This window comes from Okeania sp. SIO2F4, from assembly GCF_010672385.1.
GTDB lineage: Bacteria > Cyanobacteriota > Cyanobacteriia > Cyanobacteriales > Microcoleaceae > Trichodesmium.
In genome coordinates this window covers 1-13,797 of record NZ_JAAHGT010000156.1, presented here as the reverse complement: position 1 = coordinate 13,797, position 13,797 = coordinate 1, and the positions used below count along the sequence as shown (strand labels likewise).

Annotated in this window: 12 protein-coding genes and 1 tRNA gene; 10 read left to right on the top strand and 3 right to left on the bottom strand. The window is 34.1% G+C overall.

Annotated elements, in window-relative coordinates; translation table 11 throughout:
- From F6K22_RS12540 to F6K22_RS12520, 5 genes are all read left to right on the top strand, one after another.
- Positions 1 to 1,300: glycosyltransferase family 39 protein (locus F6K22_RS12540; RefSeq protein WP_293097832.1), on the top strand; the 1,300-nt coding region annotated here is incomplete at its 5' end.
- A 233-nt stretch (positions 1,301 to 1,533) separates the two neighbouring features.
- Complete coding sequence (locus tag F6K22_RS12535) at positions 1,534 to 2,448, top strand: putative bifunctional lysylphosphatidylglycerol flippase/synthetase (protein WP_293097829.1); 915 nt, start codon at positions 1,534 to 1,536, stop codon at positions 2,446 to 2,448.
- Positions 2,445 to 2,606, top strand: coding sequence for a hypothetical protein (locus F6K22_RS12530; RefSeq protein WP_293097827.1), 162 nt, complete (start codon positions 2,445 to 2,447; stop codon positions 2,604 to 2,606). The genes F6K22_RS12535 and F6K22_RS12530 overlap by 4 nt, the downstream gene beginning before the upstream one ends.
- Positions 2,607 to 2,927: a zinc ribbon domain-containing protein gene (locus F6K22_RS12525; RefSeq protein ID WP_293097825.1), complete on the top strand. Its 321-nt coding sequence runs from the start codon at positions 2,607 to 2,609 to the stop codon at positions 2,925 to 2,927.
- 25 nt (positions 2,928 to 2,952) lie between these two features.
- Positions 2,953 to 4,191 carry an MFS transporter gene (locus F6K22_RS12520; RefSeq protein ID WP_293097823.1) on the top strand — a complete coding sequence of 413 codons (1,239 nt, stop codon included), beginning with the start codon at positions 2,953 to 2,955 and terminating at the stop codon, positions 4,189 to 4,191.
- Between the two features lie 2 nt (positions 4,192 to 4,193).
- On the opposite strand, the gene F6K22_RS12515 is transcribed toward F6K22_RS12520, so the two are convergent.
- Positions 4,194 to 4,266, bottom strand: a tRNA-Arg gene (locus F6K22_RS12515).
- A gap of 84 nt (positions 4,267 to 4,350) precedes the next feature.
- Between F6K22_RS12515 and moaC the strand changes: the two genes are divergently transcribed.
- The 4 genes from moaC to F6K22_RS12495 all read left to right on the top strand — a co-directional run bounded on the left by moaC (position 4,351) and on the right by F6K22_RS12495 (position 8,818).
- Positions 4,351 to 4,863, top strand: a complete 513-nt coding sequence (moaC, locus tag F6K22_RS12510; protein WP_293097821.1) for a cyclic pyranopterin monophosphate synthase MoaC — start codon at positions 4,351 to 4,353, stop codon at positions 4,861 to 4,863.
- A gap of 290 nt (positions 4,864 to 5,153) precedes the next feature.
- Positions 5,154 to 5,411: a 2TM domain-containing protein gene (locus F6K22_RS12505; RefSeq protein ID WP_293097818.1), complete on the top strand. Its 258-nt coding sequence runs from the start codon at positions 5,154 to 5,156 to the stop codon at positions 5,409 to 5,411.
- Between the two features lie 177 nt (positions 5,412 to 5,588).
- On the top strand, positions 5,589 to 5,897 hold the full coding sequence (locus tag F6K22_RS12500) for a DUF3181 family protein (protein ID WP_293097815.1): 309 nt from the start codon (positions 5,589 to 5,591) through the stop codon (positions 5,895 to 5,897).
- Between the two features lie 659 nt (positions 5,898 to 6,556).
- On the top strand, positions 6,557 to 8,818 hold the full coding sequence (locus tag F6K22_RS12495) for a glycosyltransferase (RefSeq protein ID WP_293097813.1): 2,262 nt from the start codon (positions 6,557 to 6,559) through the stop codon (positions 8,816 to 8,818).
- Positions 8,819 to 9,643: 825 nt separating this feature from the next.
- Here F6K22_RS12495 and F6K22_RS12490 read toward each other — a convergent pair.
- Entirely contained in the window at positions 9,644 to 10,807 is a 1,164-nt protein-coding gene (locus F6K22_RS12490; protein WP_293097810.1) for a pyridoxal phosphate-dependent aminotransferase, read from the bottom strand.
- 742 nt (positions 10,808 to 11,549) lie between these two features.
- Between F6K22_RS12490 and F6K22_RS12485 the strand changes: the two genes are divergently transcribed.
- Entirely contained in the window at positions 11,550 to 13,214 is a 1,665-nt protein-coding gene (locus tag F6K22_RS12485) for a glycosyltransferase family 39 protein (protein WP_293097807.1), read from the top strand.
- A 305-nt stretch (positions 13,215 to 13,519) separates the two neighbouring features.
- Here the strand turns inward: F6K22_RS12485 and F6K22_RS41985 are convergent, their stop codons facing one another.
- Positions 13,520 to 13,702 carry a DUF433 domain-containing protein gene (locus F6K22_RS41985; protein WP_363273426.1) on the bottom strand — a complete coding sequence of 61 codons (183 nt, stop codon included), beginning with the start codon at positions 13,700 to 13,702 and terminating at the stop codon, positions 13,520 to 13,522.
- Positions 13,703 to 13,797 lie beyond the last annotated feature (95 nt).

The window sequence follows — 13,797 nt, the reverse complement described above, 5'->3', positions numbered from 1 at the left end:
TAGGATACTCTACTATGTTCTTTTAAATCCATGGATTAACATTTCTGATAATGAAGTATGGTTGAGAGTTCCAGCTATTATTTTTGCAGTAGTATCTGTATATTTAATTTATAGATTAGGTAATGACTTTTTTAGCAAAAAAGTTGGTCTTCTTGCAGCATTTTTACTAACTATTTCTCCATTATTTATCAATCATGCTCAAGAAATTAGATACTATACAATGAGTGTCTGCTTGGGTCTTTGTGGCTGTCTTGGTCTAGCACATTCTCTGAAGCAACCAGACAAAAAACTTCCACGATTAATATGGGTTGTAGGTAGAATTTTATCCTTTTATACCACACCTTTAAATGCAGCCTTTTTGATACCAGATATTCTGATTTTATGGCTTAAGTTTAAGTTTAAAATTTCTAGATTAATTAGTTATCTTGTTCTATATTTAACAATTATTGTTGCCACTATTCCTGTAGCTATTTCTGTGAAGAGTGATTCAGGTTCACACCGAGTGATGTTACCAATTCCTGGTGTAAAAGAAATCTTCCGAGAGCTAAGAATAATGACTGTCTTTGCTCACCCTCCACAACCACCTTATATGACATTATTGATTCAAGTTGTAGCTTTAATTGTTGCTACGGTTATTATAGCTGCAATTATTAAAAAACCTCGCACTCAAGAAGTTGTATGGGTAGCTTTATGGGGAATTATACCTGCTGCATCTATTTTTATTTTTTCTCATATATTCTACTCAATATGGAACAGTCGTTACCTAATAATGACTCAGCCATATTTTATACTACTTGTGGCAATTGGCTTTTTTAAGATATTGAATTGGCAAAAAATAATTGGAATCTTGGTAAGTTTCATATATATTTTGGCTGTTAGTTTAGGATTAATAACGTATTATACAAGCTCCCAGCGATACATGGGAGCATTAGATCACTACAGACCAGTAGGACAATTAATTGAAACTCAAGATAGAGAAGGTGATATAATTATGTATTCTACAGTTCATGGTAATTCTTTTTCTCTAACTTACTATTATCGAGGTTTTACACCTATATATCTTGATACAAAGGATAAGAGGTATGAGAGGGAAAAAACAGATAAATCAAATCTTCCAACCTCTTTAAAAAATTGGGTTGAAAGTTTACCTCCTACATACTCACGCATATGGTTTATATATTATGGAGGAGATATGAATACTTTTAAGTCTGTATTTGCAGAGCAATTTACAATTGAATCAGAGGAAATTATTGGTCATGCAAATATATTATTGCTGATTCCTAAGTTGGATAAAAAATGACTAATAGGATGTTAATGTCTGGAAAACAAACAAATAAACTTCGTAAGGATTCAGTTATCAGCACTTAGGCATAAGCTTTTAGAATAAAGTTTTAATTTTAGCTCACTTGATCAATTACTTTTACTTCCTCTAAAAGCAATAGCTGATGGCTGAATACTTACACAATTTAGAGGGGAAAGGCAAAGAGTTAGCAGTTATCAACTCAGTTATCAACTCAGTTAGTTTTGTACTTTATGAAAAAAGTTTTGTCGGGCATTAAACCTTATCTGCGATGGGTTATTTTAGGATTAACTCTATTTTTTCTAGCTAAAACTCTTAAAGACAACTGGGAACAAGTTCTGGAAATTAGGATTAGTGATTCTGGCTGGGTAAGTTTAGGAACTGCTTTTATCATTACAATAATGGCTCATGTATGGTCGGCAGTGGTCTGGTTTGGGATTATTAAAGAGTTTCATCAAAAAGTTAATTTGCGGTGGGCTATTAGAGTATATCTACTGACAAATATTGCCAAGTATTTGCCTGGAAATATCTGGCATTTCTATGGTCGTATTACTGCAACAAAACAAGTAGGAGTACCTGTTGAAATTGCAATTTTAAGTGTATTAATAGAACCACTTTTAATGGCTGCAGCAGCTTTAGGAGTCGCTTTAGTTGGTTCCACTCAAGAAAGTTTGTTTTTACAATTTTTGTGTTTTTTGGCAGTAATTTCTATTATTCATCCACGAATTTTAAACCCAGTAATTAAATATTTAGTTAAAATCAAATTAAAAGTCAAAAAATCTGATTCAGAGGCAGTTACTGAATTAAAATTAGATCGCTATCCCATCAAGCCTTTTGTGGGAGAAATTTGTTTTGTATTGATTCGAGGTTCAGGATTTTTATTCACTATATTAGCTTTCAATTCCATTGAATTGAATCACGTTTTTTTTATATTTAGTGCGTTTAGTTTAGCGTGGTTATTAGGTTTAGTTGTGCCTGGAGCGCCTGGAGGTGTTGGGGTATTTGAAGCAACTGCTTTGGCTTTACTAGAACAGAAATTTTCTCCTGGTATTGTGTTAAGTGCTGTTGCATTTTATCGTTTGATTAGTGTTTTAGCTGAAACTTTTGCTGCTGGTTTGGCTTGGTTGGAGCAAAAAAGTAAAACGTGAAAAGTCAAATTTTTGATAGGTATTTGATACCCCTAAGCAAGCATTTAGCACTATCCATCTTTGCCGAAGACCTCAATGCTAAGGGTCTGACGCAAGGAATGCTACAAAAAGATTGTGTAGATTCGGCCTTTGGACAATTTCTGTCTCTGATGGAATAGGTGTGTTGGAAGCGTAGGGTCTACTTTGCCCGCATTAATCCCAACGGTACCAATCAAATTTGCCCCCAATGCTTGACCATGGTTAGTAAAGGGTTGGAGGTCAGAGAGGATCATTGTCCTGAATGTGGATATCAAACTCATCGTGACCATGCAGCAGCAGAAATGGTTTTACATCGTGGACTAGAAAATGTAGTACCTGTGGACAATCGGGGAACAGAAATAGCCTGTCAAGTCGGTCTGTCGGGGGTCTATGACCTAGATAAGTCGCGTGGGGTAGGAATGCTCAATTGCGAAATTGAGAAGCTCGCGCTATACCTGTAAGGTCAGCGTCGGGAGGATGTCACCTGTGAAACTATTCCGAACACTTGACCCTCAGCACCAGCGCAGTCTAATGATTTTATTCTTGGCTGGCTTATTATTTTGGTCAAGTATAACTACCTTACTGCCTACTTTACCTCTTTACCTAGATCATATAGGAGGCACAAAACAACAAATTGGTTTTGTTATGGGTTGCTTTGCTGTGGGACTATTACTATCACGATTTGTTTTAGGGCCATTAGCTGACACGAAGAGTCGAAAGTTGGTTCTGATGGTTGGCACAAGTGTAGCAGCGATCGCCCCACTCGGCTATTTACTACTCAAGTCTTTTCTTTTGTTAATGGTAGTTCGTGCTTTTCATGGTATTAGTATTGCTGGATTTACAATTGGTTATAGTGCTTTAGTTGCTGACTTGTCTCCTCTTGGTCGCCGGGGAGAATTAATTGGTTATATGAGTTTATGTACTCCAATAGGTATGGCTATTGGGCCAGCAATAGGTTGGTTTTTAGTAGCAGCTACTGGCTATGTGCCTTTATTTGTGGTTTGTTCTACTTTAGGAATGATGAGCTTATTATGTAGTTGTCTAGTTTGGGAACCACATTCAATAGTAGAAAAAAATTCCCACTCCGATCAATTTGAACAACAAAATTTCTGGCAAATATTAGGGAGTCGTAAAGTTTTGGTTCCCGCTTTTGTGATGTTGATGGTAGGTTTAACGTTTGGCACAACTGTTGCTTTTCTACCACTGTATCTCCAAGAGACTAATATTGCTCTGAATGGTGGACTTTTTTATACCGTAAGAGCGATCGCTAGTTTTATCATCCGTATTTTTACTGGACGAGCTTCTGATAGATTTGGTCGTGGCCTTTTTATTACTGTTGGTTTAGTATTTACCTTATTGGGTATGTTAACTTTGTGTACTGCAAAAACTAGCAATATGGTTTTACTGGCAGCTATGTTGGGGGGGTCTTCTAATGGTTTAGTCTTACCAATGATGGTTACTTTGACGACTGATCGATGTCCCACAGATCAAAGAGGCAAGCTTTTCTCTCTTTATATTGGTGGATATGATTTAGGATCAGTTATCGCCGGACCTACTTTCGGTCTTGTTGCTGAACAAATTGGTTATAGAGGTATGTTTGCTGTTGATGCTTATCTTGCTGGTATAGCAATAGCTACATTTATTACTTTGTCAAACAAAGACTTGCCCCATTCCATCAGATTTGCTTTTGGTCAGGGGCAAGATACTTATGCTATTAATAATTAATACGGGCCTGGAGGGATTCGAACCCCCGACCTCATGGTCCGTAGCCACGCACTCTATCCACTAAGCTACAGGCCCTTTTTGTATTTTGCGTTAGATTAAACTTTTTTTGAATCAGTTTTTCTTCCGCACTAATAATTAACTATAGCACAAATTAACAGAATGACAAGGGATTTTTCTAAATTTGAGCAAAATTTAACTCATTTGGACTCTGAGGGTGCAGTTCAAATGGTGGATGTATCTGCTAAAGTGCCTACTGTGCGTCAAGCTGAGGCTGCGGGACAAGTACGGATGTTACTAGAAACTTTTGAGGCTATTGAAGCGGGTAATAGTCCAAAGGGTGATGTTTTGGGTACTGCTAAGTTAGCGGGAATTATGGCAGCGAAGCAAACTGCCCAACTTATTCCTTTATGTCATCCTTTGCCGTTACAAAAGATAGATGTACAGTTAATTCCCGATCCGCAGTTGCCTGGATATCAGATTCGGGCGATGGTGAAGACTAAGGGGGAAACTGGGGTGGAAATGGAGGCTTTGACTGCTGTTTCTGTGGCTGCTTTGACTTTGTATGATATGGCTAAGGCTTTGGAAAAGTCTATTTCTATTGAGTTAATTCGTCTCTTGAGTAAGAGTGGGGGTAAGTCTGGGGATTATATTTCTGAAGCACTTAACACTTAACACTTAACTGGGAACAGTTAGAAAAATATTTCTGAAGCACTTAACACTTAACACTTAACACTTAACTGGGAACAGTTAGAAAAATATTTCTGAAGCACTTAACACTTAACACTTAACACTTAACTGGGAACAGTTAGAAAAATATTTCCGTTGTCTAAGATTTATTATCAGTCCATGTCCTAACCAATTCTTTCTTCGCTATAAAATTGAGGTAGGCAAAATAAATATTGCTGAGTTGCCTTTACAATAATTAAAGAAACCGAACAGTAATAAATTTTTTTAAAAGTATTATGCCTCCTCGTTGGCCTCGCAAACCTGACCGTAATGACCCAGAGTTCCGGAAGTTGGATGACCGAATGAATTTTGCTATTCATGTAGCTATTTTTGCGGCCAGTAATTCTGGTTTATGGTTTTTCCGTAATCTTACAGCAGCAACTTGGCCTTGGGCTATCTGGGTAACAGGTGGTTGGGTGTTTTTATTGTTAATTCATGGGGTATATATTTTTGTTCTTGCAGATTATGCCACTATTTCTAAGGATTCTGGATAAGATAATTTAGAGCGATTATTTAGCTAAAAAATTTAGGTTTAACTATTCTTCTTATGACTATAAAATCAGGTCTCAAGTCTCTCCTGTAAAGGGAACAAAAGAAGAAAATTTAGTATTTCAAACTTCCTACTTTAGTAGGAGGTACTGATAACTGATAACTGATAACTGATAACTGAAATGACTAATGGTAGTAGAACACAAATAATTGAAAGTTTAGCAGCAGAAATAGGGGATAAAGTTTATATTGATATTGCTGGTTGGCATCTCTATTTATCTGATGCGAAACTACATTTAACTTTGGCAGAAAAGTTTTATCCTATTCTGATTGAGGAAGTACCTTCTGAAGGTCAGGTTGTGGAAATATTACATGATGTTCCTGTTAAGTTAGGTGCTGGTAGAAAGGAAGTTCCTTTGATAGATTTATTGCCGATGCAGTGTCAGATTGATTTGATAGAAGTTTTAGCAGAATTTAAACAACAAATTTGATTTGTGTGATTATTTGATTATCTTTAAATAATAGTAATTAGGTTTCTATATTGCTGGAAACCTAATTTTTTATAGGCATTGCTATTGTTTAAAATTGGTATTATTCATGAAATCCCAAACTACTATAGCAATCCGCGCATAGGTTGCGGGTAATCAAAAAGTAGATAAAAAAACCGAAACTCTCACCAGTTAAGTGTCAAGTGTTCCCTCACAGGAGTGCGCGTTCCCTCTCTTGGTCAGCATTCCCTCTCTTGGTCGGCGTTCCCATGGCGCACTTCGGAGCGACTCTGAAAGAGCGGGAAACCTCGCCTGGTTCCGACCGCTTGCGCCTGTAGGCGACGCGGGGTCTGACCGCTTGCGTCTGTCGCACCCCGCGGGGTCGCACCGCTGTTCCCTAAAAGGGGTAAGATTTTTATACACAAATAAAATAGGATTGCTATATATTTTTTGTCATGATAATTCTTATAAAACTTCAAAGCAGCAGAGATTTATACTTTTATAGTAATACAAAGATACTCTTATTATTTTGAGATTAAATTTTTTAATTGGTTACAAAATCAGCAATTCTCAGGGAAATCTCAGGAGCAATTATAATGAAACTAAGTTTAAGATTATAATATTTTTCCTGATTAAGTTTAAATCAAAATATATGAATTACCATGACTACTTTTAATGTTGCCAAGAAATTTATAGAGAGTCGTATAAATACTCTAGTTTTTGTGAAATTCCGTTTGGCAACACTCTTGGTAATAGGAGTAATAACACTATTAACAACTATTATAGTGGCTTGGTTTGCTGGAATTGCTCAAATAGACATATTTTTTACTCAAATTCATTACTTTCAAGAAAATCCACCGATGTGGATACAAGTACCAACAGATAATAGCAAATATTTAGTTTTGCCGACAGTTTTACTATTTTTAATCGCTCAAGGAATTATGAAAATTTCTCCTACACCGAAAACTTGGTCGCGAGTTTTGGTAGTGGGGATTTTATTGGGTTTAACTATTCGTTATTTATCCTGGCGATCGCTCTCTACTTTAAATCTAAATAACCCTATAAACGGTATATTTAGTCTGGGTTTATTAGGTCTAGAAATTGTGACAATAAGTAGTGGTGTTCTAGGTTTGTTGTTGATGTTCAATGTTAAAAATCGTCAAAAAGAAGCAGATTATTTGTCTCAGGCAATTTTAGACAAAACTTTTGAGCCATCTGTGGATATTTTGATTCCTACTTATGATGAGGCAGAGTTTATTTTAGAACGTACTGTTATTGGATGCCAAGCTTTAGAATATGAGCATAAAAAAGTTTATTTACTAGATGATACTAATAGACAAAATGTGAAATATTTAGCAGAAAAATTAGGCTGTGAATATATAACTAGATATGATAATCCTCATGCTAAAGCAGGAAATCTCAACCATGCTATTAGCAAAACAAATGGCGAAATTATTGTTATTTTTGATGCTGACTTTATTCCTACAAAAAACTTTTTAACTCGGACTTTAGGATTTTTCCAAAATCAACAGCTTGCTTTATTACAAACTCCTCAAACTTTTTATAATATCGACCCCATAGCTAGAAATTTAGGTTTAGAAAATATCTTAACTCCAGAAGAAGAAACATTTTACCGACAAATTCAACCTATGAAAGATGGTGCAAATGGAGTTTTGTGTGCAGGAACTTCTTTTTTAGTCAGACGTAAAGCTTTAGAATCAGTAGGAGGGTTTGTAACAGAATCAATTTGTGAAGATTGTTTTACGGGAGTTCTTTTATTAGCTAAAGGTTATCAGTCAGTTTATTTAGAGGAAAAATTAAGTGCTGGTTTAGCTGCGGAAAATATTTCTTCTTATGCTACTCAAAGACTAAGATGGGCAAGGGGAACTTTGCAAGGATTTTTTATCAATTCTAATCCTTTGACAATTCCTGGATTGAGTTTTTCCCAGAGATTGTCCTATTTAGAAACATTTTTTAGTTGGTTTACTAGCATTAGTTATGTTGGTTTTTTGTTGATGCCAATAGCTTATGTTTTTTTTGATGTGATTCCAATTAAGGCTTCTACTGCTGAATATTTATATTTCTTTTTGCCTTATTATTTGGCAAGTTTTACTGTATTTTCTTGGTTAAATTATCATTCCCAGTCATTACTTTTGTCAGGTTTGAATCATACTATTTTAGCTTTTCCTAAAGCAATAACAATAATTCAAACTTTTCTAAATCCATTCTCAAAAAGATTTAAAGTTACACCAAAAGGAATTAAAAGCGATCGCTACTATTTTAATATAAGTTTGTCTTTGCCTTTGGTAATATTTTTAGTGCTAAATAGTGTAAGTTTAGGCTTTAATTTATATGGCAATTATATAAATCCAAGTTGGGAGGTGGGTGAACAGATAGAAAGTTTTAATTTGGGATTATTTTGGAGTGTTTATAATATATTGATGATTTGGGTAGCATTATTAGCGTTAATAGATCTACCAAAGCAAGATATATATGAATGGTTTAATCTGCGAAGGGTAGTGAAGTTAAAAATTGGTAACCAAATATTTTGGGGTACTACTAGACAGATATCGGAAGTGGGTGTTGAGATAGAGATTAATCAGAAAATTCCATCTAATTTAGTAGGAAAAAATTTGCCTGTCAGATTGAAAATTCTTGAGGAAAAAATTTGTTTAGCAGGGAAAATAACGAATATAGAAATGAGTGGAGAATTTCCCTGTATAAAAGTCATATTTGAGGAAGTAAATTTATCTGAGAAACGGCAATTAATAGAATTATTATTCTGTCGTCCTGGTCAATGGCAGCGGCGAGAAGTGCCTGGTGAGTTAAAATCTTTATGGTTATTATTCCGAGTATTTTTGAAGCCAAGATTTATCTTTGAAAGAAGACCAAAAGAGAAAGCAATGGAGGTTGGTCAACTTTAACTTTACTATCCTAGTTTATGGATAATTTTCTAGGAAATTAAATAGTAATGATTTGAAAAGATAAAGTTTATGTAGGTTGGGTTGAGGAACGAAACTCAACATCTTGATGGGAGTTAAAAATCTTGTTTTCTTATTGTACTTAGCTGATAGCAATTCTCTGTAAATTTGCATCTAATTCATTTCTTTTAGCATCTCTTAATGAGGGGGAATTTAGTTAGACTATTAAGTAGAAAAAGTATTAAATTATAAACCGCTATATTTCAAGAGAGATTGAAGGAAAATTAAAAGTATTAGAAAAAAACTGACCTTGACTTTAGCGGTTTATATTCATTATTTATGAAAAAACTAAAACCTGACCACGAGCTAACTAAATATTTATCCCACATTCCGCACGACAATAAATTTCCCTGACTCCTAGAGAAATTTCACAGAAAAATTTACAACTAAAAAAGGATGGCTATAGTTTGGCGATCGCTGTTTTTATTCGACTAATACCTTCGCGAATATTTTCCATGGAATTTGGGTAAGACAATCTTAAATATCTATCTCCAAATTTTCCATAAGCAGTTCTGGGTAATCAGAAAACTCCAATTTTAGCTAATAAATAATCTGCCAGTTTTTACGAACTTATGGATATATTATTTGCCAGCATTCATAGGTGAGCTTGAGTCAGGGAAAACTAACATAACGAGTCAAAAAAAAGAATTAGATTTTCTCCAATCACAAAATCTGAGAATGACAGAGTTTTGTGGGAATAAATCGGGGTAAAATTTCCCTGACTCCTAGAGAAATTTCACAGAAAAATTTATAACTAAAAGAGGATAGCTATAGTTTGGCGATCGCCACTTTCATCCGACTAATACCTTCCCGAATATTTTCAATTGAATTAGCATAAGATAACCTTAAGTATCCATCTCCAAATTTTCCATAGGCAGTTCCAGGTAATAAGGCAACTCCAGCTTCAGCTAATAAATAATCTGCCAGTTTTTCACAATTTATCGGTAGTTGCTTGACATTGGGAAAAGCATAAAATGCACCTGCTGGTTTTCCACAGTTAATACCTGGAATAGAATTTAAACCATCCACAATAACATCTCGTCTTTGCTTAAATTCTGCAAAAATTTCTTTGACAAATTCCTGAGAATTTTTGATAGCTTCTATGCCAGCTATTTGAGTAAATGAACAAGCACAGGAATTGGAATTTAACATCAACTGGTCTAATTTTTCTGCTATTACTTTAGGAGAAACAGAATAACCTAAACGCCAACCAGTCATAGCATAAGTTTTTGAATGCCCATCTAATAAAATAGTGCGTTCTTTCATACCAGGAAAACTGATGATACTGGTAAATTTTGAATCGTACATTAAGTGGGAGTAAATTTCGTCAGAGAGGATATAAAAGTTATGTTTAATTGCCAGTTTAGCTATAGCTTCTAAATATTCGGGAGTTAATGCACTGCCAGTTGGATTATGGGGAGAATTCAGAATCAGTAATTTTGTCTTCTCAGAAATAGAATTAGCTAAATTGTCGATACTAAATTGAAAGTCTAACTCTTCTAATAAAGGTAATGGAATTAGTTTCCCTCCTACTAAATTAATGACTGATTCATAAACAGGAAATCCAGGGTTTGGATAAATCACTTCATCTCCAGGATTTATTAATGCTAAAAGAGTGAAAAATATAACTGGTTTTGCCCCTGGCATTACTACTACTTCATCAGGATTAACTAATATATTGCGAGTTTGAGAAATATGTTCTGCTATTACTTCCCTTAACTTTAATAAACCTGCTGCTGGAGTATAAGTTGTATAGCCATCATTCATAGCTTGGAAAGCAACTTCCCGAATATTTTGAGGAGTCTTAAAATCTGGTTGACCTATTTCTAAATGAATAATATTTCGACCTTGAGATTCTAACTTTTTTGCCTTAGTAAAAACTTCAATGGCAGCATCGCCACCTAAGCCATTCATTCTAGTTGCAAAGTTCATAGTTAAATAGATGATATTTTCTATAGCAATATGATTTAAGTTGTGAGATATTGGAGACTTTTAAGGAACACTTAATTGGAAACAAGGAACAGAGAATAAGAAAAAAACAATATATATGAATATGATAACTTCTCTGTTCCATCCTTTTAAGGAACATCTCAATTCTCACAACTGATTCTTGATTGCTATAGATAATTTTACTATAGTAATTAGTTACTTGACTAGGATACAATCGATAAAATTAGCTATATAGCGATCGCCTAATGATTTATGAGATATTTTCAAATATTTAAGTATTTAAGATGAATCAAAATCCTTTTATATTTTGACGGGCGTGACTCAGTGATTTCTAATTAACTAATTACTGAAAAAATTAGGCGATCGCTACTTCATTAAAGTTGTTTTGTAAAAGAAGTTGAGCCAGCAAAATATATCTCTATCTCATTTTCGATTATGATTGAAAGTGTTTGGTAGTTTAGGGTAAGTATCTTAAGTTAAAAAAGGAAGATTTAGTTATGGCTAAAACTCGTTTTAGTGTTGATGTTTTTTGAGAATGATAGAAAGTTTATTTCTATATTTTATAAAGGCGAGCGTAACTCACCGCAAAAGTTTTCAAGGTACTGAATTTCCTTAGCGATCGCTGACTTAAATTATATTTCAATAATTTTGTCTTTCTCGGTTCCCTATATTTTTTATATTTGCTTGAAAAAGCATCCATTATCTATCCCATTAAATCAAAAAAATGACTCTAAAAATTAACAAAAAGTTACGACCAAAACCCATAGTTATTTTACTAATTATTACCATAACTTTAGGAATAGGATTCCGCTTTTTTAACCTGAATAAAAAAGTCTATTGGCATGACGAAGTATATACTTCTTTAAGAGCTGCGGGTTATGAGGCAAATGATATTTCTCAATTGTTTCAAAACCAAATTATTCCAGCTAAACAACTACAAAAATATCAACAAATTAAACCGCAAAGCACGTTCAAAGGAACTCTCAAGTCTCTCACAATTGAGAATCCCCATCATCCACCCTTATACTATTTTATGGCTCGATTATGGATGCAAAAATTTGGCGGTTCCCTTACTGCATCTCGTAGTTTACCAGCATTAATTAGTTTGTTATCTCTACCATTAATATATGTTCTAGGTTGGCAACTTTTTAAGTCTCATTTAACTGCTTTACTTGGCACTACATTTTTGGCTTTATCCCCTGTTGAAATTTTATTTGCTCAAACAGCAAGGCAATATAGTTTAGTTACTGTTTTGACTATTTGTAGTGGTATTTTCTTATTGCAAGTTTTAGATTCTCGGAGTTGGAAAAAGTGGGGATTATATACTATTGTTTCTGCCATCGGTTTGTATATCCATTTGTTTTTTTCTTTAACTCTTATCTCCCATGGAATATTTGTAATTAGCAATTGGTTGCTGTCAAATTATGTAGCAAATATTTCCTCTGAAAAAAAATCTAATTTATCAATATTTCAACGTTTGATTCAAAAGTTACCTCTGGATTTTTTCATTGCTTCAGTAGGAATAATAATTCTCTATCTTCCTTGGATAGTTATAGTAATTAATAATTTGCAACAAGTGTATGATGCAACAGATTGGGCGAGAGTATCAGTAACCTTAGATTTTTTAATCAAAAGGTGGATTTTGAGTTTTTCATGCTTGTTTATTGACCTAGATTTTGGTTTTAATAATATCAACACATATTTACTCAGATTGCTATTTTTAATTATTATTATTTGGGGGATTTATACAGTTTGTCGTTCTTGTAATCTTTCCACAAAATTATTTATCCTGACTTGTATTTTTATACCTTTTATGATATTAGTAATACCAGATTTAGTATCGAGTGGAAAACGCTCTGCTATCACCCGTTATCTAATTCCCTGTTTTCCGGCAATATATTTATCAGTTGCTTATTTATTAGGAAGGTATTTAGATAGGGAATATTCTACTTTATTCGGAGAACAAAAATACTGGCGAGTAGTTTTAACAATATTGTTAACTGCTAGTATTGCATCCTGTACTGTCAGTGCTTTTTCTGATACTTGGTGGAGTAAAGTTCCTAGCTATCATAATCCTGAAGTTGCCAGAAAAATTAATGCTAGTGACTCCCCAATATTATTGAGTGATGTGGGTGATAATTATACTAATATGGGAGATCTGATTTCACTCAGTTATATATTAGATGATGATGTACGAATGTTGTTATTGAGTAATTCGCCTAACTTAGAAATTGTTGAGAATGAGTCCGAAATATTTGTATTTCGATCCTCTGAAAGACTGCGCAAAGTAATGGAAGCAAAGCAATGGGAATTTGAGTCTATTATTGCACATGGGGAACTTTTGCAAGTGAGCAAAAGGTCAGGGCTATTTCATTCTACAATCAAGTGAGGATTTTACTAGCTTTTAGAGATTGGTTGATATAACCTTCAATCCTGGAAAAGGCATATTTTCGTGGTTTGCACAAAAAGTCAAAAATTAGAACGAAATAGCCCTGGGAAAAGATAACAATGAAATTATGGCAAAACTATTAATTCAAAATCATATTATGTCTACTATTAGTATCGCTATGTTAACCATAAGTTAGTGATAATCAAGTATTTGTTTGCTAGCACTAAAGTATCAAGTTAAAGTTATAGAAAACGGGTTTGTATTAGATACCCTACCATGAGGAATTATTGGCTTTACTTTTACTGCTAGTTTGATTGAAAAAATGGGAATAAATTTAATATTTGTTTTGCAAGAATTAATTTTAATTGTTGCCGTTTGTTTGTTAATTCCTCAGCAATACTGGAGACAAAAATTCTAGTTCCTGTTATTCTAGGGCGACCTCTACAAATGTTTGATATTGAGACAATTAATGTGCCAATATTTCTCATAAGTAGAGAGACAAAAAAATGGGCGTTGCTGAATAAAAGTATGATTTTACAGGAGTAGGAATTAGAAGCTAGAAAGGATTCCTTTTTCCTTCACA

Bases quoted from the DNA above. Each gene is read 5' to 3' on its own strand.
- F6K22_RS12485 (WP_293097807.1), top strand. From the start codon at position 11,550: ATGACTCTAAAAATTAACAAAAAGTTACGACCAAAACCCATAGTTATT.
- F6K22_RS12500 (WP_293097815.1), top strand. From the start codon at position 5,589: ATGACTAATGGTAGTAGAACACAAATAATTGAAAGTTTAGCAGCAGAA.
- F6K22_RS12535 (WP_293097829.1), top strand. From the start codon at position 1,534: ATGAAAAAAGTTTTGTCGGGCATTAAACCTTATCTGCGATGGGTTATT.
- moaC (WP_293097821.1), top strand. From the start codon at position 4,351: ATGACAAGGGATTTTTCTAAATTTGAGCAAAATTTAACTCATTTGGAC.
- F6K22_RS41985 (WP_363273426.1), bottom strand. From the start codon at position 13,702: ATGAGAAATATTGGCACATTAATTGTCTCAATATCAAACATTTGTAGA.
- F6K22_RS12490 (WP_293097810.1), bottom strand. From the start codon at position 10,807: ATGAACTTTGCAACTAGAATGAATGGCTTAGGTGGCGATGCTGCCATT.
- F6K22_RS12505 (WP_293097818.1), top strand. From the start codon at position 5,154: ATGCCTCCTCGTTGGCCTCGCAAACCTGACCGTAATGACCCAGAGTTC.
- F6K22_RS12495 (WP_293097813.1), top strand. From the start codon at position 6,557: ATGACTACTTTTAATGTTGCCAAGAAATTTATAGAGAGTCGTATAAAT.